Origin of the sequence: Aquabacterium sp. (assembly GCF_041909175.1) — a bacterium.
Lineage (GTDB): Bacteria > Pseudomonadota > Gammaproteobacteria > Burkholderiales > Burkholderiaceae_C > Aquabacterium.
On sequence record NZ_JAYRDZ010000002.1, the window covers coordinates 233,343 to 253,257 of the forward strand.

Sequence of the window (19,915 nt, forward strand, 5' to 3'; positions counted from 1 at the left end):
TTCGCCGCACAATCTCGGTTTTGCTGTCCGGAGAGCCTCGTCCATGTCGATCACCAAAGCCATCTTTCCCGTTGCCGGTCTCGGCACGCGTTTCCTGCCAGCCACCAAGGCCCAGCCCAAGGAAATGCTCACGGTGGTCGACAAGCCCCTGATTCAATACGCAGTCGAAGAGGCCTATGACGCGGGCATCCGCGAAATGATCTTCGTCACCGGGCGGCACAAGCGCGCCATTGAAGACCATTTCGACACCGCCTTTGAACTGGAATATGAACTGGAGCAGGCAGGAAAAGCCGACTTGCTCAAGCTGGTTCATTCCATCAAGCCGTCCGATATGGAATGTGTATTCGTGCGCCAACCCAAGAGCCTGGGCCTGGGCCATGCCGTCTTGTGCGGGGAACGTCTCGTTCGCGGTGAGCCCTTTGCGGTGCTGCTTGCGGATGACCTGATGGTCGGCGAGCCCTCCGTGCTGAAGCAGATGGTCGAACAGTACAAGGACTGGCGCGCTTCCATCCTCGCCGTTCAGGAGGTTCCAGCGGAACAAACCCGCCGTTACGGCATTGTGGCCGGCACCGCGGTCAACGAGCGCTTGCTTGATGTGGCCCGTATCGTCGAGAAACCCGCCCCCGACGTGGCACCTTCGCGCCTGGGGGTCGCCGGGCGCTACATCCTGACCCCCGGTGTGTTTGATGAAATTCGAGCACAGCCACGCGGCGTCGGTGGGGAAATTCAGCTCACGGATGGCATCGCCGGCCTGCTGCGCCGAGAAAAGGTCTTTGCTTTCCAGTACGAAGGCAAACGCTACGACTGCGGCAGCAAGGAAGGGTTCCTGGAGGCCAATGTGGAGTTGGCCTTGAAGCACCCTCAAGTCGGCGCGTGGTTCCGCCAGTACCTGAAGGATCTGTCGCTTCAGTGATGTCCCGTTGATGGCTTGCCCGGCAGATGGTCCGGGCTCTTCTCCATCAATCCGGCTACTTCCAGCTGCATCACGATCATGTTGACCAGGGTCGCCACCGATGGGCGTCCGGTATCCACGCTGTAATGCGCGACCTCCTCATAGAGAGGATGTCGCTGCTCATACAACTCACGCAGTTTCGCCAAAGGGTCCTTGACCTGAAGCAGCGGACGCTGCGTGTCGTGCTTCAAGCGCCGAAACAACTCTTCCGGCGACGAGCGCAGATAGACCACCGTGGAACGATCCCGCAGGTGTTGCCGGTTGACGGGCCGCAACAAGGCCCCGCCACCCGTGGCAAGTACCGTACGCCCATGCCGAGCGGCATCCAGCGTCAACTCGTCAATCACCGCCTCCTCCTTGTCCCGAAAGGCGGCTTCGCCAAACTGCTCAAAAAACGAACGGATCGGCATGCCGATCCGCTCTTCGATCACGGCATCGGAGTCGAGGAAACTCGCTCCGATCCGTCGGGCAAGCTGCCTGCCGACGGTGGACTTGCCACCCCCCGGCAGGCCTACCAAGGAAACCAGCACTGCAATAGGTCCTCAGTTGATCACAGGATCAGCGCAGAGCGCCCTTTTCAGACACCACCTTCGGCGTCAGGAAAATCAGCAACTCGGAACGATCAGACTCCGCTGTGCGAGATTTGAACAGGTTACCCAGGATGGGAATGTCACCCAGGAAAGGGATCTTTTCCGTGCTGTTGGTATCGGTCTGGACATAAATGCCCCCGATCACCACCGTGCCCCCATTGTCGACCAGCACCTGTGTCTGCACATGCTTGGTGTCGATGGCGTAGCCCGCAGAGGTCGACTGACCCACGCTGTCCTTGTTCACATCCACGCTCAGGATGATGCTGCCTTCAGGTGTGATCTGCGGCGTGACTTCCAGCTTCAGGTTGGCCTTGCGGAACGAAATGGCCGTGGCACCGCTGGATGTCGCAGTTTGGTACGGCAACTCGGTACCTTGCTCGATCAGGGCCTTGACCTGGTCAGCCGTGATGACACGTGGGCTCGAAATGATCTTGCCCTTGCCGTCGGCTTCCAGCGCAGACAACTCCAAGTTCAGGAATCTGGTCTTGGATGAATTAAACAGCGACACGGCAAAACTGGAAGGGCTGTACCCGCTGACAGCAGATGCACCCAAATTGACCAGATACGAATCGCTCGTATAGGTGTCGATGTCAGTGTCTTTTTTCGCGCCAGATTGCTGAGTATTGTTGACAACGCCGCGATAGGAACCACCGACAGCGGCATTGCTGCCAATCGCATTTCCGCCAAGCTTAACCCCAAGAGAACGGCCCCAGGTATCCGTGGCCTCCACAATCCGCGCCTCGATCAGCACCTGGCGAACAGGCACGTCAATCTTCGCAATCAACTGCTGAATCTCTTCGAGCTTCGTAGGGATATCGTTGACGAACAGCTGATTGGTTCGGGTTTCATAGATCAGGCTGCCACGCGGAGACAGGATGCGGGTGTTTTGCCCACCGCTGCCTTGGCCGCTGTTTTGGCCGGTCAGCCCCTTGGCCACTTCTTCTGCCTTGGTGTAGTTCAACTGGAAGGACTGCGTGCGCAGTGGCTCCAGCGCAGCGATCTGGGCCTTGGCTTCCAGATCCACTTTCTCCTTGGCGTTGATTTCATCCTTGGGTGCAATCCACAGCACATTACCTGACTTGCGCACACCCAGACCCTTGGCTTGCAGGATGATGTCCAGCGCCTGATCCCAGGGCACATCCTTCAAACGCAGGGTCACGTTACCCGTCACGGTATCGCTGGTCACCACGTTGAAATTGGTGAAATCGGCGATCACCTGCAGCAAGGCGCGAACTTCAATATTCTGGAAGTTCAGTGACAGCTTCTCGCCAGCATAGCCCGGCCCTTGCGTCAGCTTGTTCGGGTCAGCCTTGCGTGGACGCACTTCCAGAACGAACTGGTTATCACTCTGATAGGCCGAGTGTTCCCAATCGCCAGAGGCATCCACCAACAGTCGCACGCGGTCGCCGGACTGCGACGCGGTCATGGCCGTCACGGGCGTACCAAAATCGGTCACGTCATAGCGACGCTTCAGACGATCAGGCAAGGTTGCGCGGATGAACTCCACAGCAAGCTTCTGCCCTTGCTGCTTGATATCCACGCCGACGTCGGTGCTGGGCAGATCCACCACCACGCGGCCTGTACCATCTTGCCCACGGCGGAAATCAATACTCTTGAGCGCCTGCGACGTGGCAGCTTGCGCATCGGCAAAATGCACCGTGCTCGACACCGGAGAACCGGTTTTGGCATCGGTCAAGGGCACCGGAGCACCAGAAGCCGACGGAGCCAAGGTCAGCAGCAAGGCCTTGCCCTGCAATTCAGCCTTGTAGGTCGTGGCCTGACGCAGGTTCAAAACAAGCCGTGTGCGCTCTCCGGCTTGCGCCACGTTCACCGAACGCAGGTTGCCCTGATTCACCTCGACCGAATTGCGGCCCATCGAGTTCGTGACACCGGGCAGATCGATCGCGATACGCGGAGGAACCTGAACGGCAAAACCGGTCGGAACCACAGACAAGGGTTCAGACAACTCGACACGAATGACTTCAGCGCCAGCTTGCTGAGCACTGGTAATCGACTGGATCGTCGCTGCCGCCCACGACAGCGAGGACATCAGGGCCAGCGAGATGCCGGTCAGCGCGATGCGCAACGGTTTCATAGTGTATTTCTCCTGCATGGGTTTCATCGCGCAGTCTCCTGCAGTTGCAGCGAAACAGGCCGCTCAATCCACTCGCCTGCGGCGTCCTGGACGATTTCGCGCAACTCGATCTCGGTCTCGGTGATCTTCAAGATCTTTCCGAAGTTCTGCCCCAGGTAGTCGCCTACCTTCACCTGGTAGAGCAAGCTCTCAACCTGGACCAGCGCATAAGGCGCCCCTTTGCGGTTGACACTGCCGACCATCGTCATGCTGTCCAGCGGATACGCCTCCAGCGGCTCCTTGCGGCGGTTCAACTCAGCCGACACAGCCGAATTCGGCTGCCGGGCTTCCTGCTTGAGCGCCACAGTGAGCTTCTGCGAACTGAAGGGATCGACACCATCCCCCCCGACATAAGCCCGGGGATTGAATTTCTGAGGCGGGCTGAGCGGCGGCACACTGGGTTGCACCTCATGACGCTGCTGCTCCATCCACTCCTTGAGTTCATCCTGCTCGGAAGAACATCCGGAAAGAGATGCCAGCAAGGCCCCCATTGAAACCAGAACGATAGGGCGATTCATCATTTCTTACCCCCGTCCTTCTTGGACTTGTCATCCTTCTGCGCCTGCACTTCGGCAGGGTCAAGATAACGGTAGGTCCGGGCAGTGGCCTCCATGAAGAGGCTGCCAGCAGGGACATCCTTGGCATTGCCGGGCGGGACTGCACCAATCACGAGGTTGTTCAAGGTCACGATGCGAGACAGGTTCGCAATGTCTGCGGTGAAGGCGCCAATATCGTGATAGCGACCGGTCACACGGACCGAGATCGGCAACTCGGCGTAGTAATCCTTGACCGTGACCTGTCCAGGCTTGAACAGGTCAAACTCCAGCCCGCGACCCAAGCCTGCCTGGTTGATATCGGACAGCAGAGCGTCCATTTCAGCCTTGCCGGGCAACTGCTTTTCCAGTTGGGTCACGTACTCCTGAACCTGCACACGCTGTTTGCGCAGTTCATTCAGATTGATAGCCTGAGCCAGCTTGGCCCGGTAGTCGGCCTTCAGCGTGGGCTCCTTGTCACGCTCGGCAGTCAGTTCGTCATCCTGGCTGGACAACAGACCAAACCAGCCCAGCACCACCACACCGATAGCCGCAGCCAGGAAGGTCGCAACCTTCGGCAAGATGGGCCATTGCCCTGGCTCATTCGGATTCAGACCACGGAACTGATCCTGGGCATCCTGGAACCAAGCGTTGAGATCGATATTCAGATTTGCTTTGGCCATGATGTCACCCCGCGCTCTTCGAAGCCGCAGGAGCCGCACCTGCCGGCACAGAGGCCCCGGACGCAGCGGCGCTCACGTCCTGAGGACGCTTGAGGCTCAACTTGATGGAAAACTCAAACAGGCGCTTGTAGTCTCGCAGGTCCTTGCTTTGCTGGGTCATCGCCTTGATCTCCTGCAACTCAGGACGCTCCAGCCACTCCGACTTGTAGGCCGTGTTGCGAAGGAACTCGGAAACCCGTTCATTGGTCTGCGCCACACCGCTCACCAAGACACTCTGACCATCTTGCTTGATGGACTTCAGATACATGCCCTCCGGTGTCTGAGCCACGAGCTCGTTGAGCAAATGCACCGGCATATTGCGGTCGATCTGCAGGTCTTCCACAGCCTTCTGGCGCGCCTTCAAGGATTCGATCTCGGCTTTCAGGCCCGCCACGTCCTTGATCTCTCCTTCAAGCTTGTGAATTTCTGCCGTCAGGAAGTCGTTGCGCGACTGCTGCGCGGAAATCATCTGCTGCAAGATGGCGTAGCCAAACGCTACCACCACGGCGCCGACCGCAGCCGACAAGCCCAGACCGGCGAAGAAGGCCTGCTTGCGCAGCCGGCGTTTTTCCTCGCGGTGAGGCAACAAGTTAATCAAAATCATGCGAGGAACCTCCGCATGGCCAGTCCGCAGGCCGTCAGATAAGACGGGGCCTCACGCCGCAGCTTGCTTTCGCGAACCGCTGAGCCCAGCTTCATGCCATCGAACGGATTCACCACCATGGATGCAAAACCTGTCAGCTCCGTCACCCGATCTTTCAGGCCAGGCAAGGCAGCAGTGCCACCGGCCAGCATCACGTAATGCACCTTGTGATGCGGGGTGCTGGTGAAGAAATACTGCAAGGCCCGACCAATTTCCTGGGACAGGCTGTCGACGAACGGGCCGAGGATGGTGCTTTGGTAGTCCTCAGGCAGGTCACCATTGAGCTTCTTGGTCTCGGCCTCTTCGAAAGAGAACCCGTACTGGCGGGAAATCAGCTGGGTCAACTGAGAACCACCAAACGCCTGATCGCGGTCGTACAGCAACTCGTTGTCACGCAGGACCTTCAAGCTGGTGTTTTCTGCACCGATTTCGAACAAAGCCACCAAGGCATCCTTGCCCTCACCAGGCAGCGCAGTCACCAAACGCTGCACCGCCAAACGTGATGCATAGGATTCGATGTCCAGCACCATGGGCTTCAGGCCTGCGGCCTCAGCCAGACCTTGGCGATCCTGCACCCGATCTTTGCGCGATGCCGCGATCATGACCTCGACATCTCCGGCAGAAGTCGGGCTGGCCCCGATCACACAAAAGTCCAGGCTGACCTCGTCAAGAGAAAAAGGGATGTACTGGTTGGCCTCGGCTTCGACCTGCATCTCCATTTCTTCTTCACGGAGCCCTGCCGGCAGCATGATCTTTTTCGTGATCACGGCCGACTGCGGCATGGCCATCGCGACCTGCTTGGTCTTGGTGCCACTCTTGGCAACGACCTTGCGGACGGCCTCGGCCACCTCATCGAACTTTTCGATCTGGCCGTCAGCAATCCAGCCCTTCTCAAAGGGCTCGGAAGCAAACCGTTCCAGTATGTATTCGCCAGTAGCCGACTGGCTTAGCTCGACCAGCTTCACGCTTGATGAACTGATGTCCAGTCCGATCATGGGCGGATGCTTGCGGCCAAAGAGCGCGTCAAGAAAGCTCACACCGTCCTCCACGCGTCACGCGGACGCTGGAAAGTTAATAAACCGCTTCAATCCTAGCAGCAAAGTTTTTGTATTTGAACGTAGATAAAGCAGGACAAATCCCAAGCACGTTGCGATATGCACACGCCTTACACACCGTTGCAAATTCCGCGCGACACCAGAAGCCCCCCGGAACAGGTCTCCCTGATCACCAAAGGCTCATCCTGGGCTTTCTATAATCGCCCCACCCCACAGGCTGATCTGCCATATGAATGATTCGAACACCACCGAGAACACCAAGCAACCAGCCCCGTGGTGGATGCAGTGGCTGATCAAGCCCTTGGCCACCCTGATCGGGCTCGGTATGGCCGCTTTTGTTTCGATTGCCTTGCTGGTCGGCGTTGGGCTGGCTGTTGCGTATCCGCAACTCCCTGAGGTGTCGGGACTCACGGATTACCAACCCAAAATGCCGATGCGGGTTTATTCGGTCGATAACGTCCTGATAGGGGAATTCGGCGAGGAAAAACGTGAATTTCTCCCGATCCAGCAAATCCCGAAGGTGATGCGTGACGCGGTGCTGGCCATCGAAGATGCTCGTTTTTACAAGCATGGCGGCGTGGACTACATCGGTGTGCTGCGGGCAGGCTTGGCCAACTTTGGCGAGGCCCGTAGTCAAGGCGCCTCCACCATCACCATGCAGGTGGCCCGCAATTTCTATCTACCCACGGAAAAAACCTTTACCCGAAAAATCTACGAAATATTGCTGGCCCTGAAGATCGAAAGTCTGCTCAACAAAGACCAGATCCTCGAGTTGTACATGAACCAGATCTATCTGGGACAGCGTGCTTACGGGTTTGCAGCAGCCTGTGATACCTATTTTGGCAAACCCATCAAGGACATCACGGTTGCCGAAGCCGCCATGCTGGCTGGACTACCCAAAGCGCCATCCGCGTACAACCCGGTCAGAAACCCGAAACGGGCCACCTTGCGCCAGCAGTACATCATCGATCGCATGTATGAAAACGGTTTCATCACCGCAGAGCAACGGGATGAGGCCAAGGCAGAAAAACTCAGCTACCGGACCAGGACACCGGTTTCCGTGCACGCCGAATACGCGGCGGAAGCCGCTCGCCAACTGGTGCATGAACAGTACGGAGCGGACGCGTACACCAGAGGCCTGAACGTCTACACCTCGATCAACATGACCGAGCAAACCGCCGCTTACAAGGCACTGCGCAAGGGTCTGCTTGACTACGATCGCCGTCAATCGTGGCGCGGCCCCGAGGCCTACATTGACCTGCCAGACGACCCCAAGCTGATTGACGTCCGAATTGCCGAGGCACTGGAAGATCACCCGGACAGCGAAGACATCCGCGCCGCGGTGGTGCTGGATGTGAACCCTAAAAAGCTCGTGGCAGCCACCCAGTCGGGAGAGCAGATCACGATTGAGGGCGCCGGTCTCAAAATGGTTGCCGCCGCGCTGAGCGACAAAGCCAACCCCAAAGTTCAGATTCGTCGCGGCGCGGTGGTCCGTATCCTGAAGAACACCAATAACGACGAATGGGCCGTGGTGCAACTGCCCACGGTTGAAGGCGCTTTTGTGTCACTCGACCCGATGACCGGCCTGATCAACGCCATGGTCGGGGGCTTCGACTTTGACCGCAACAAGTTCAACCACGTGATGCAGGCTTGGCGCCAGCCTGGCTCCAGCTTCAAGCCTTTCATTTACTCAGCGGCACTGGAAAAGGGATTCACTCCTGCGACGGTCGTGAACGATGCGCCGCTTTTCTTTGATGCAGGCACTACCGGCAGCCAACCTTGGGAGCCCAAGAACTACGACGGCAAGTTCGAAGGGCCCATGACCCTGCGCAAGGGCCTGGCCAAGTCCAAGAACATGATCTCCATTCGGGTGCTGCGCTCGATTGGTGTCAACTACGCCCAGGACTGGATCACCCATTTCGGGTTCGAGGCAGACAAGCATCCTGCCTACCTGACCATGGCGCTGGGGGCGGGCTCGGTGACACCCCTGCAGATGGCCGACGCGTATGCTGTCTTCGCCAATGGCGGCTACCGCGTCAACCCGCTGCTGGTGACCAAGGTCACCGATGTCCGCGGACATACCTTGGCGCAATATCGCCCCGCGGTGCTGGATGAATCAATGCGTGCCATCGAACCCCGCAACGCCTTCATGATGAGCAGCCTGCTCCAGGAAGTCACACGGGCCGGCACCGCAGCCCGGGCACAAGCCACACTGAAGCGCCCGGACTTGTACGGCAAGACTGGCACCACCAACGATTCGATGGACGCCTGGTTCGCCGGCTACACGATGCACAAGGTGGCCGTGGTCTGGATAGGCTACGACCAACCGCGCAAGTTGGGTGACAAGGAAACCGGCGGCGGATTGGCCTTGCCTGTGTGGATCGACTATATGGGCGTGGCGCTGAAGGGCGTGCCGGTTGAAGAGCCTGTACCGCCAGAAGGCGTCATGAATGTGGGTGGCGAGTGGTACTACGAAGAGTACACACCCGCCACCGGGGTCAAGGAACTCCACGGCGACCCGGGAGAGCAAGGTGAAGCCACCCCTGCCCCCAGCTCGTCCGAGGAGAAAAAGAACATCCTCGACCTGTTTGGCGGGGGCAAGTCTCAGTAATCAACCCTTGTCAAAACGACAGCGTCTTGCCGGCCTGTTCTGAGGCACAAGTCGACAAGACTGCAAAAAACTCTTCCCCGCTGCGGGTATCGATCCATTGGCAACCGTCGGCGCTGCGAAAATGGAACCCTCCGCGCTTGGCCGCCAACCAGATTTCTTGCAGTGGCGGCTGGGCATTGATGATGAGCTGAGACCGGTTGGGCAAGGTGAGTGTCACCATCCCGCCGGAACGCGCAGAATCGATGTCCACTACATCATCTTCCAGCCAGGAGTCGACGGTCTGCTCAATGCGCGCCAGCACGGTACGAACCGCCTCATCGTATTGGGTATCCGTCAGGCTGGACGGGGTGTGGGTGTCGGTCATGACAGATCCTTAGAATGACGTTATGAACAAGATCATCCGAATTTTAGGCAGCATCGCCAAACCCCAACGATTCCATCGCCATTCGGCCGCAATCTGGGCCGGCGTCGCAGCAGCGGGCCTGCTGCTGAGCGGATGCGGCCAGAAGGGGCCCCTCTACCTGCCCAGCCCATCCAAGGCAGCTTCTTCTACCAGTGACTCGAAATGACCCTCCCCGGCTCCCCCTTTGTGGCCTATCGCGGCCCTGATCTGTTCATTGAAGACGCACGCGCAGCCGATCTGGTTGCGCGGTATGGCAGCCCGCTTTATGTGTACTCGAAGCAGGCCATGCTGGCCGCGCTGGCACCGTACCACCAAGCCCTTCAGGGCCGCCCTCACCTGGTTTGCTACGCCGTCAAGGCCAATTCGAACCTGGCGGTCTTGCAGACTTTTGCGCAAGCTGGGTGTGGCTTCGACATCGTCTCTGGTGGCGAATTGGCCCGCGTGCTGGCCGCTGGCGGACAAGCTAACAAAATCGTGTTCTCTGGCGTTGGCAAGACACGTGCTGAAATGCGACTGGCGATGGAGGCTGGTGTACGCTGCTTCAACGTCGAAAGCACGGCCGAACTGGACGTGCTTTCGGAGGTTGCCCAAGCCTGTGGGCAACGTGCACGCGTGAGTCTGCGCGTGAACCCCGATGTGGATGCGGGCACGCACCCCTACATCTCCACGGGCTTGAAGGGCAACAAATTCGGCATCGCCCACGAGTTGGCCGTCAGCACCTACAAGCGTGCGGCATCGTTGCCGGGGCTGGACGTCGTGGGCATTGATTGCCACATTGGTTCGCAGATTACCGACGTGTTACCTTACCTCGACGCACTGGATCGAGTGCTGGATCTGGTGGAAGCCATTGAGCGCGAAGGTGTCACCATCCATCACCTGGATCTGGGTGGCGGCCTGGGCATCACCTACACCGACGAAACGCCGCCGCGCGCCAACGAACTGATTGGGCTGCTGCTGGCCCGTATCGATGCGCGAGGGCATGGTCATCGCGAGGTGCTGTTTGAGCCAGGCCGCTCGCTGGTAGGCAATGCAGGGGTGCTGCTGACCGAGGTGCAGTTCCTCAAGCCAGGCGAACAGAAAAACTTCTGCGTTGTTGACGCAGCCATGAATGACCTGATGCGCCCAGCCTTGTATGAGGCCTACATGGGCATCGTCAACACCACGCTGCGCCCTGGTTCCGAGACTGTGTGGGACGTGGTGGGGCCGGTCTGCGAATCAGGTGACTGGCTGGGTCGCGACCGCCAGCTCAACGTGCAGGCCGGCGACATCCTGGCCGTGTTGTCCGCAGGGGCCTATGGCATGACCATGGCCAGCAACTACAACACGCGCGGCCGGGCTGCAGAGCTCATGATCGACGGATCGACCGTGCACCTCATCCGCGAACGCGAGTCGATATCCAGTTTGTTTGCACTGGAAAAGCTGATCGGCTGACCCATGAAAAAACCGCCCCGTGGGGCGGTTTTCTCTTTCTGGCGAAAACCAGATCAGAACATGTGACGGATACCAACCGCGAAGAAGCGGGTGGTGTCGTCGATGTTGGCACCGGCACCCGAGAAGAACGGGGTTTCTTGCGAACCGAAGCCAGTCAGCAGCGGCAGCGGGCCACCAGCGACGGGAACAGCTGCACCATACACGTCCGTGCCAGTCACGTTGCCACGGTCATCCTTGGCAAAGCCGAAACGAGTGTAGATCTTGGTGCGCTTGGAGAGGTTGTAGTCACCGATCAGGATGACAGCCTTGTCGCTACCCTTCGTGAAGTTGGTGAACTTCGTTTCAGTGTATTGTGCGCCGACAGCGAAATCGCCGATCGGGTGCTTCACGCCCAGAGAGAAGGTGCTGGTCTTGATGCTGGTGCCACTGTCCATGTCGAACTTGCCAGCATGGTAGATACCAGAGACCTGGGTACCCCAGCCCGGAACCACATACTTGGCGCCGACGTCATAGCCCGTGTACTTGTCGAGCAGGTACAAGGGAATGAAGGTCGTACCCGACACCATGCCCAGCACGGCATCGCCAAACTTGTTTTGGTGGAAAGCACCATTGACCAGCAGGCCGTTGTCAAAGGCGTAGTTCACAAACAGGCCGATGGATTGACCACGGTTGCCGGAGTCAGCCGTTTCAGTACCGGCGGTAGCGCCACCAACGATCTGACCCACGCTGGAGCCAGCAGACTGACCACGAGCGGAGGACACGCGGGTATCCACACCGGCTTGCGGAGAATACGACACAGCAGCCGTCAGACCACCCGTCTTCAGCCAGTAGCTGATCTGGTTGTCCTGACGAATTTGCAGGTTGTTCACGATCAGGCCGAAACCTTGCAGGTCGGCACCGCCCAGAGCTTCCACGGTGGTGGTCGCAAAGGAATAGAACATCGGGGCATATTGGCGACCCAGACGGATTTCACCCACCGGAGTGGTCAGACCCAGATAGGCCTGACGACCCCACATACGGGAATCTTGACCGCTTTGCGCACCGGTATCGAGCTGGAACTGACCGTCCAGCACGAAGTTGGCCTTGTAACCGCCACCGATGTCTTCCGAACCCTTCACGCCGAAGGCGTTCACCGACGACAGGCTGGAGGTCACACGCACCAGGTGGCTTTGAGCAGCCAGCGAGGAGGTCGCGGGGATGGCGGTGCCGGTCACGTTGCCAGCGCCCTTGGAAGAGCTGTCCAGTGCGACATCAATGTTGCCGTACATCGTGACGCTCGATTGCGCCATAGCGGCGCCAGCGCCGAGGGAAGCCAGAGCCAGAATGGCTGCCTTGTAGAGAGTCGAGTGTTGCATGTTCGTCCTTCATGAGCCCCCTTCACCGAGGGGTAGCGAAGGAATTGTCAGCTAATAGCCAATCTTTACTTCACAGGGGTTTACACCATGGTGTAGTCAGATTGCTACATACACTCTGCAACATTAAACGGGCAATAAAAAAAGGGGCCGAAGCCCCTTTTGGAATCGAATATCCGAAAACCTTGATTAGAAGGTATGACGGACACCGAAAGCAATACCTGTCACGCTGTCGCCAGCCGTCACAGGAGCCTTGCTGCTGTCGAGCGTCAGCTTGGCGTTGTCTTCGTTGTTGATGTAGGACAGCATGCCGTACAGCGAAGTGCGCTTCGACAGAGCGTACACACCCTTCAGGGAGAACAGCAGAGCGCCATCATCCTCAGTGGTGCTGGCCGTTGCATGCTTGACTTGCGACAGGCCACCGATCACGGTGAACGCAGACGTCACAGGCACGGACACCTTGGCGCCGTACAGGCTCAGACGCTTGCTGTTGGTGTACAGCTTGGTTTCGTTGTCGTAGTAAGCAGTGACCTTGGCCACGCCGAAGTCGTAACCGGCGTACACCAGAACAGCGCTACCCTTTTCGCCTGCGTTGGCAGTCACGGAATTGGTTTCGTCTTCAGCAGACAGATAGCCCAGGCCTGCAGCGAAAGGACCTGCGGCGTACTTGACGCTCAGACCCCAAGCCTTGCCTGCGTCGGTGGTGTCTTCGGTACCGGTGGTGCCAGACACGCCCACGTTGGTGGAGTACTGAATCTGTGCAGCCAGACCAGGCACGAACACCGGCAGGATGTAGGTGATGGCGTTGTCTTCACGACGATAGCTGTCACCAGCGCGGGTCTTGGTGAACTTGAAGTCGTCGTAGGTTTGAGCGCTCAGCACGTTACCGGCGATGTCACCGATCGACGAGTCTTGACGGCCCAGGCGCAGTTCGCCGAAGGAGCCAGACAGACCCACCCATGCGGCGCGGTCCCACATACGGGTGTTACCAGCAGCACCGGTGTCAACCTTGACGTTGTGCTCCAGCACGAAACCAGCCTTCAGGCCACCACCGATGTCTTCGGTGCCCTTAAAGCCCAGGCGAGAAGAGCTCAGGTTGTCAGACGAAACGCGGGTCAGGCTGTCATCAGCGTTGATGTTTTCGATCGAAGCATCCAGCACGCCGTAGATGGTCAGCGAAGATTGAGCAAAGGCGCCAGAGGTGGCAGCCAGAGCAGCGATAGCCAGCAGAGTCTTTTTCATCGACTTCTCCAAAATTGTTGAACCAGAGGCTTCCGCCGAGCCGGTAAGGGAAAGCACCGACCCCTTGGAAACTGAGCGCATTGCAACAGACTTGTACGAACGGGGTTATGACAGGGTTGTCATAAACCGGCATATTGGTCTTACTTCGTTGCCGCACAACAACACATATTACCGGACAGCTCATGTCTGCGGACAGTGATTTCCCCGTGTTGTTCCGTACGTATGTTCCCGTACTGACAAGCCTGCCCGAGCACGATAATCACGCCATGAGTATTCACACCGACGACTTTGCCGATCTGCCCCGCCGGACGGCGTCCCGACCATCGGCTGAAAGTGCCCGTGTGGTGGAAACACAGGTCGCATCGCCTCAGGAAGACGCGCTGGAGCGCGCGCTGCGCCCCAAGGATCTGGATGAATACATCGGCCAGAGCAAGGCGCGCGAGCAGCTGGAAATTTTCATCGGTGCGGCCCGCAAACGCAGCGAAGCCCTCGACCACGTGCTGCTGTTTGGCCCGCCGGGCCTGGGCAAGACCACCCTGAGCCATATCATCGCGACGGAATTGGGTGTCAACCTGCGGCAAACCTCCGGGCCCGTGCTCGAAAAACCCAAGGACCTGGCTGCGATCCTGACGAATCTGGAGCGCAATGATGTGCTCTTCATTGACGAGATCCACCGGCTGAGCCCGGTCGTCGAGGAAATCCTCTACCCCGCGCTGGAGGATTACCAGATCGACATCATGATCGGTGAAGGCCCGGCTGCCAGGTCGATCAAGCTGGATCTGCAGCCATTCACGCTCGTGGGCGCCACCACGCGAGCTGGCATGCTGACCAACCCGCTGCGAGACCGTTTCGGTATTGTGGCGAGACTCGAGTTCTATAGTGCGGCTGAGTTGCAACGCATCGTGATGCGCTCTGCCCGTCTGCTCAACGCCGGCATCGATGAAGACGGAGCGCTGGAGATTGCACGGCGCTCACGCGGCACGCCACGGATCGCCAACCGGCTGTTGCGCCGTGTGCGCGATTACGCCGACGTGAAAAGCGATGGCCACATCACCAAGGGCATTGCAGACAAGGCCCTGGCCATGCTGGATGTCGACCCGATCGGGTTTGACGTGATGGACCGCAAGTTGCTCGAAGCCATCATCCACCGTTTTGATGGCGGGCCGGTGGGGCTGGACAATGTCGCTGCGGCCATTGGGGAAGAGCGGGACACGATTGAAGACGTGATCGAGCCCTATTTGATTCAGCAAGGCTTCCTGCAGCGCACCCCACGCGGGCGCATTGCCACGGCTTCGGCCTTCAGGCACCTGGGCTTGCTGGCCCCGCAGGGCGGCGATTTGCTGACGGATTGATCAGCGGCGGCGCAGGAGGTGGACGTATTCGTCCTTCTCGCCGCCGGGTACCGTTTGCTGGTCGACCAGGTCGTTGCCAGTCTGGCGGGCAAAGGCCTGGAAATCACGTACCGAGCCTGGGTCGGTGGCAAGCACCCGCAGGATCTCACCGCTTTGCATGTCCGTCAGGGCTTTCTTGGCCTTGAGGATGGGCAGCGGGCATGTCAGGCCGCGGGCGTCGAGTTCCTTGTGGATGTCCATGGGTTTTCCTGTTGATCGGACCTGATTTTAGGCAGGAAACACACCGGTCGAGAGGTAGCGGTCTCCCCGGTCACAGACGATGAACACGATGGTGGCGTTGCTCACGGTCTGGGCCAGTTGCATGGCTGCCCAACAGGCACCGGCTGCGGAGATGCCAGCAAACAAGCCTTCTTCGCGAGCCAGGCGGCGCGCCATGTCTTCAGCATCGCCCTGACTGACATGGATGATTTCATCGACACGGCTGGGTTCGTAGATCTTGGGCAGATAGGCCTCTGGCCACTTGCGGATGCCAGGAATGCGTGACCCCTCTTTGGGCTGGGCACCGATGATGCGGACCTCAGGGCTCTGCTCCTTGAGATAGCGCGAGGTACCGGTGATGGTGCCCGTGGTGCCCATGGCACTGACAAAGTGGGTGACCCGACCGCGTGTGTCAGCCCAGATTTCGGGGCCGGTGGTCTCGTAATGCACGCGCGGGTTGTCGGGGTTGGCAAATTGATCAAGCACCACGCCCTTGCCTTCGCGCACCATCTGGTCGGCCAGGTCACGCGCGAACTCCATGCCGCCACTCTTGGGCGTCAGGATCAGCTCGGCACCAAAGGCCTTCATGGTCTGGGCACGCTCGATGCTCAGGTCCTCCGGCATGATCAGCACCATGCGGTAGCCACGGATGGCCGCGGCCATCGCCAGGGCGATGCCGGTATTACCGGATGTCGCCTCGATCAGGGTGTCGCCGGGCTTGATTTCACCCCGCTCTTCAGCACGGCGGATCATGCTGATGGCCGGACGATCTTTCACGGAACCTGCCGGGTTGTTCCCTTCGAGCTTGGCCAGGATGACATTGCCCCGCGCGGCGATATCGGGCCCGGGAACGCGTTGCAGTCGCACCAAGGGGGTCTTGCCAATGACGTCTTCGAGCGTGGGGTAGTTCATCGTGATGAGCAGGCAGCCTGCAGGAAAGTTCAGTCTACGAAGGCCCTATTGTGTCAGCCGACACAAAGCCATCATGGCCGCACCGTGATTGCAGCGCGACACGCTCGGAATTGAGGCGGGATCAGCGCGTGGTGAGCCAGGGGGCCACAGCCTGCGCCAGGTAAGGCGCCATCGCGATGGCATTGCTGGGATGGCTGATGCAATCCGTGCTCCAGACCTCGCCTACCCCGGCGGCCTTGATGACATCCAGGGCATCGCCCGCAAAGAGCGCATGCGTCACGGCCACATCAACCGACTGGACTCCAGCCTGCAGGAGCAAGCGGGCGGCTACAGCCAGCGTGCGGCCGGAGCTGGCCACGTCATCGAGCAAGACCACCTGGCGCCCGACGACAGACAGGGGCGGCAACTGGATCTCGACCGACGTGTCGCCATGGCGCTCCTTGGTGCAGACGCCATAGTCAAAACCCGCACGTGCCGCTGCAGCCTCGATCCATTGGGCTGACTCGGCGTCAGGCCCCATCAAGAGCGCGCCAGGTCGGCGTTGTGCAATCAGCTCAGCCAACACGGGTGCCCCCGACAGGCTGATCGCCGTATCCAGTGGGATGGCTTCGTGCAGGCGGCTGATGCGGTGCAGGTGGGGATCGACTGTCACAACCCCATCGAAGAGATCAGCCAGGAAGCCGCCCAGCACTTTTTGACTGACGACTTCACCTGGATGGAAGGCGATGTCCTGGCGCATATAGGCCAGATAGGGGGCCACCAGCATGATCCGGCGCGCACCCAGGAGCCTGGCCTGGCGGGCGACCAGCATCAACTCGATCAGCTTGTCATTGGGGCGGGCCAGGCTGCGGTAGACCACGAGGGTCTCGGGCAAGGCACCTGAGGCGTCAACCGGCAGGCGCAAACGCAGCTCTTCATCCGGGAAACGATGGCGCTCGACCAGCCGGGACGCCAGACCCAGCGCGTGAGCCAGACGCTCGGCTGGCGCCTGTTCGTCTTCGAAGTGCAGCAAGACAGCGGTCACGGGTCACATCTCCACGTACACGGGCGGAATGGCATCCCGCTCGCCCACCTCGAAACCAGCGGACCGCACCGTGGCCTGCCGAGCGAACTCGAGGTCGGATGGGAAGGCCGCATACACACGGTAGACCGGCTCACCGGCCTTCACTGGGTCACCCATTTTCTTGAGCAGATCGACACCCGCCCCTTGTACCTTGGGCGCACCGGCCAGGCGAGCCACTCGGGCGACCAGCAAGTTATCAATGCCGATGATGACACCATCCTGCTGAGCACAAACCTCAAAACGCTGTGGGGCCAACTCCGGCTGGTTGTGATCGAAGGGCTTGGCGCCCTGGGCCTCGATGATGGCGCGCATTTTGGCCAGCGCACGCCCTGAGTCCAGGATGTCTCGGGCTATGGCGTAGCCATCGCCGCCACGCACATCGGGATCGAACTCCAGCATGCGACCGGCCAATCGCAAGGCCTTCTGGCGAAGGTCCATTGGCGCACGGGGATCGTTTTCGAGCACGCGCATCACGTCACGGGCCTCCAGTACCGGGCCAATGCCATTGCCGATGGGCTGCCGACCGTCGGTGATGATCACATCAATGGTGAGCCCCAGGCGGGACGCGACAAATTCGAACAGCTTGCGCAGGCGCTGCGCCTCGGGCATGGAGCGCACCTTGGCGGTCGGCCCGACCGGGATGTCCAGCAAGAGATGGGTGGACCCTGCCGCCACCTTCTTGGAGAGGATGGATGCCACCATCTGACCAGGAGAGTCGATGGACAAGGGGCGCTCAACCGAGATCAGGACATCATCAGCCGGTGACAGATCGCTGGTGCCACCCCAGGCCAGACAGCCGCGGTGCTCCCGGACGATGTCGCACAGGCGCTCGAACGGCGGCTCGACGTTGGCCAGTACCTCCATGGTGTCCGCCGTGCCGGCAGGCGAGGTGATGGCGCGCGACGAGGTTTTGGGGCACAGCATGCCGTGGGCCGCCACGATGGGCACGACCAGCATGGATGTGCGGTTGCCCGGGATACCGCCGATGCAGTGTTTGTCGACGACAGGGTGCTCGCGCCAGTCCAGGCGTCGGCCAACCTGTGCCATGGCATCGGTGAGGAAATAGACCTCCTCGCGGTCGAGCTCGCCCTGATTGCAGGCCACCACAAAGGCAGTGAGCTCGATCTTGGAGTAGCGGTGCTCGGCGATGTCGCGCACGATGGCCCGAAAATCTTCGCGGCCCAGGCGTTCGCCTGCGATTTTGTGATGCAGCGCCGGAATGGACGACGGTGGCTCAGCCTGGCTGATGTAGGCCGGATGACCGTCTTCAACGTTCAGCTGCGCAAAAGCGTCTTCGGAGAGGCCCAATTGGTTGCTGCCGACGATGCAGGGATCATCGACCACATTGAGGCTGGCGAGGATCTTGCGGCCGTTGGCACGCACTTCGACCTTGGAGAGGGCCTGAAAACCCTCGGCACGGTAGATGGCGCAGTCGCGATGAAGATAAGCGACGTTTTCACGGTAAGTGTCGATCGCGACACGTCGCAGGCTCAGGACAGATGCTGCAGGCGCAGTCTGGTTGTCAGGCGTTGAGCTCATCGGGAATTGAGTTGGTGCCCCAGGTCGGAATCGAACCGACACTCCTTGCGGAACGGGATTTTGAATCCCGCGCGTCTACCAATTTCGCCACCAGGGCCCCGGTGAGAAGAACGCGAGCATAGCACAGCCCGCGCCGATTTCAGTGCGGCAACACGGTTCCCTGATTCAAGGCCGGTGCGGCATTGAACAAATAGCCCTGCCCTCGGACGGTCTGGATCAGTCGAGGTTGACGCGGATCGTCACCCAGCTTGGCCCGCAAACGGGAAACCAGCAGATCGATGCTGCGCTCGAAGGCATCCATGCCCCGACCACGTGCTTCGTCCATCAGGCGATCACGAGAAAAGACCTGATGCGGCATCTGCAGGAAGGTGAGCAACAGACGGTATTCGGCCTGCGACAAGGCAATATCGCGGCCCTGGCCATCACTCAGAGCGCGACGCTGGGTATCGAGCAGCCAGGGGCCGAAACGGACCCATTGCGCCGACTCGGCATCGTCATGCACGCTGACGCGACGACGCTGACGCCTGATCAAGGACTGGATGCGCGCCACCAGTTCGCGACGCTCAATCGGCCATGACAGGCAGTCGTCTGCGCCATGATCCAAGGCCAAGGCCCGCTCGGCCGGTGTGGCTGGGGGCAGCAGCGCCAGGACCGCCACCTGATGATGTCGGCGGCAGGCCCGCAGCATGGCTGCGCGGCTATCCGGGTCCAGGCCGATGAGATCAAGCACGACCACCGCCGATTCGTCGAGTGGCAAGCCCGCCTTCTGTTCATGACGAGACACGCGCTCGACCAGCAGACCGAACATGCCCAGATAGGCATCGATCTGCATCGCGTCCAGCCCTTCGGACGGATCCGGGCCGGTCATCCACATCACGGAAGTCCAGTTCTTCATCGCAGTCAGTCAGGTGCATCACATAGCTTCCGGCGAGCTTATGCAATCGGTGACAGAGGGATTCCCGCAGTGAAAGGGGCAGATGCCGGCCAGTTCTCGCGATGAAGGCGAAGTTGTGTGTAGCGCCAGATACAAAGCTGAAATCAGATCTCCAAGGTGACTGCCGACAATGGCCTCACTCCTCGGTGAATCTGGCTGTATAGCGCCCAGGTGCACTCCTCTTCACGG

At 59.8% G+C, this 19,915-nt stretch carries 19 protein-coding genes and 1 tRNA gene; 5 read left to right on the forward strand and 15 right to left on the reverse strand.

What is annotated here, in order from left to right; all coding sequences use genetic code 11:
* Positions 1-43 precede the first annotated feature (43 nt).
* Entirely contained in the window at positions 44-913 is an 870-nt protein-coding gene (gene galU / locus ACE3PH_RS03630; protein ID WP_374316626.1) for a UTP--glucose-1-phosphate uridylyltransferase GalU, read from the forward strand.
* Here galU and ACE3PH_RS03635 read toward each other — a convergent pair.
* Genes ACE3PH_RS03635 through ACE3PH_RS03660 form a run of 6 tightly spaced genes read right to left on the reverse strand, consistent with a single transcriptional unit; the run spans position 907 to position 6,611 of the window.
* Positions 907-1,482, reverse strand: coding sequence for a shikimate kinase (locus ACE3PH_RS03635; protein ID WP_374316628.1), 576 nt, complete (start codon positions 1,480-1,482; stop codon positions 907-909). The genes galU and ACE3PH_RS03635 overlap by 7 nt on opposite strands.
* A gap of 28 nt (positions 1,483-1,510) precedes the next feature.
* On the reverse strand, positions 1,511-3,637 hold the full coding sequence (gene pilQ, locus ACE3PH_RS03640; RefSeq protein ID WP_374316630.1) for a type IV pilus secretin PilQ: 2,127 nt from the start codon (positions 3,635-3,637) through the stop codon (positions 1,511-1,513).
* A 23-nt stretch (positions 3,638-3,660) separates the two neighbouring features.
* Positions 3,661-4,197 carry a pilus assembly protein PilP gene (locus ACE3PH_RS03645; protein WP_374316632.1) on the reverse strand — a complete coding sequence of 179 codons (537 nt, stop codon included), beginning with the start codon at positions 4,195-4,197 and terminating at the stop codon, positions 3,661-3,663.
* Complete coding sequence (locus ACE3PH_RS03650) at positions 4,194-4,892, reverse strand: type 4a pilus biogenesis protein PilO (RefSeq protein WP_374316634.1); 699 nt, start codon at positions 4,890-4,892, stop codon at positions 4,194-4,196. Before ACE3PH_RS03650 ends, ACE3PH_RS03645 begins: the two co-directional genes overlap by 4 nt.
* A 4-nt stretch (positions 4,893-4,896) precedes the next feature.
* The gene (locus ACE3PH_RS03655; protein ID WP_374316636.1) at positions 4,897-5,535 is read right to left on the reverse strand and encodes a PilN domain-containing protein; all 639 of its coding nucleotides are present in this window, start codon (positions 5,533-5,535) and stop codon (positions 4,897-4,899) included.
* Positions 5,532-6,611: a pilus assembly protein PilM gene (locus tag ACE3PH_RS03660; protein WP_374316638.1), complete on the reverse strand. Its 1,080-nt coding sequence runs from the start codon at positions 6,609-6,611 to the stop codon at positions 5,532-5,534. Before ACE3PH_RS03660 ends, ACE3PH_RS03655 begins: the two co-directional genes overlap by 4 nt.
* Positions 6,612-6,858: 247 nt before the next feature.
* On the opposite strand from ACE3PH_RS03660, the gene ACE3PH_RS03665 reads away from it, so the two are divergent.
* Positions 6,859-9,240 (forward strand): penicillin-binding protein 1A, encoded by a 2,382-nt coding sequence (locus tag ACE3PH_RS03665; RefSeq protein WP_374316640.1) that lies wholly within the window; start codon positions 6,859-6,861, stop codon positions 9,238-9,240.
* A 10-nt stretch (positions 9,241-9,250) separates the two neighbouring features.
* Here ACE3PH_RS03665 and cyaY read toward each other — a convergent pair whose 3' ends face one another.
* On the reverse strand, positions 9,251-9,604 hold the full coding sequence (gene cyaY, locus ACE3PH_RS03670; RefSeq protein WP_374316642.1) for an iron donor protein CyaY: 354 nt from the start codon (positions 9,602-9,604) through the stop codon (positions 9,251-9,253).
* Between the two features lie 22 nt (positions 9,605-9,626).
* Here cyaY and ACE3PH_RS03675 point away from each other — a divergent pair, with 22 nt between their 5' ends.
* Positions 9,627-9,809, forward strand: coding sequence for a lipoprotein (locus ACE3PH_RS03675; RefSeq protein ID WP_374316644.1), 183 nt, complete (start codon positions 9,627-9,629; stop codon positions 9,807-9,809).
* Complete coding sequence (gene lysA / locus ACE3PH_RS03680; protein WP_374316645.1) at positions 9,806-11,074, forward strand: diaminopimelate decarboxylase; 1,269 nt, start codon at positions 9,806-9,808, stop codon at positions 11,072-11,074. The genes ACE3PH_RS03675 and lysA overlap by 4 nt, the downstream gene beginning before the upstream one ends.
* Before the next feature lie 53 nt (positions 11,075-11,127).
* Here lysA and ACE3PH_RS03685 read toward each other — a convergent pair whose 3' ends face one another.
* Together ACE3PH_RS03685 and ACE3PH_RS03690 are read right to left on the reverse strand one after the other, a co-directional pair.
* Complete coding sequence (locus ACE3PH_RS03685) at positions 11,128-12,429, reverse strand: porin (RefSeq protein ID WP_374316646.1); 1,302 nt, start codon at positions 12,427-12,429, stop codon at positions 11,128-11,130.
* A 186-nt stretch (positions 12,430-12,615) separates the two neighbouring features.
* Complete coding sequence (locus ACE3PH_RS03690) at positions 12,616-13,668, reverse strand: porin (protein WP_374316647.1); 1,053 nt, start codon at positions 13,666-13,668, stop codon at positions 12,616-12,618.
* A gap of 266 nt (positions 13,669-13,934) precedes the next feature.
* Here ACE3PH_RS03690 and ruvB point away from each other — a divergent pair, with 266 nt between their 5' ends.
* Positions 13,935-15,020 (forward strand): Holliday junction branch migration DNA helicase RuvB, encoded by a 1,086-nt coding sequence (gene ruvB, locus ACE3PH_RS03695; protein WP_374316648.1) that lies wholly within the window; start codon positions 13,935-13,937, stop codon positions 15,018-15,020.
* On the opposite strand, the gene ACE3PH_RS03700 is transcribed toward ruvB, so the two are convergent.
* From ACE3PH_RS03700 to ACE3PH_RS03725, 6 genes are all read right to left on the reverse strand, one after another.
* Positions 15,021-15,260 (reverse strand): sulfurtransferase TusA family protein, encoded by a 240-nt coding sequence (locus ACE3PH_RS03700; protein ID WP_374316649.1) that lies wholly within the window; start codon positions 15,258-15,260, stop codon positions 15,021-15,023.
* A gap of 27 nt (positions 15,261-15,287) precedes the next feature.
* On the reverse strand, positions 15,288-16,190 hold the full coding sequence (cysM, locus tag ACE3PH_RS03705) for a cysteine synthase CysM (protein ID WP_374316650.1): 903 nt from the start codon (positions 16,188-16,190) through the stop codon (positions 15,288-15,290).
* Positions 16,191-16,311: 121 nt separating this feature from the next.
* Positions 16,312-17,214, reverse strand: coding sequence for a ribose-phosphate diphosphokinase (locus ACE3PH_RS03710; protein ID WP_374316651.1), 903 nt, complete (start codon positions 17,212-17,214; stop codon positions 16,312-16,314).
* A gap of 3 nt (positions 17,215-17,217) precedes the next feature.
* Positions 17,218-18,792 carry a thymidine phosphorylase family protein gene (locus ACE3PH_RS03715; RefSeq protein WP_374316652.1) on the reverse strand — a complete coding sequence of 525 codons (1,575 nt, stop codon included), beginning with the start codon at positions 18,790-18,792 and terminating at the stop codon, positions 17,218-17,220.
* Positions 18,793-18,804: 12 nt separating this feature from the next.
* A tRNA-Leu gene (locus ACE3PH_RS03720) sits at positions 18,805-18,889 on the reverse strand.
* Between the two features lie 42 nt (positions 18,890-18,931).
* Positions 18,932-19,687 carry a winged helix-turn-helix domain-containing protein gene (locus ACE3PH_RS03725; RefSeq protein ID WP_374316653.1) on the reverse strand — a complete coding sequence of 252 codons (756 nt, stop codon included), beginning with the start codon at positions 19,685-19,687 and terminating at the stop codon, positions 18,932-18,934.
* Positions 19,688-19,915 lie beyond the last annotated feature (228 nt).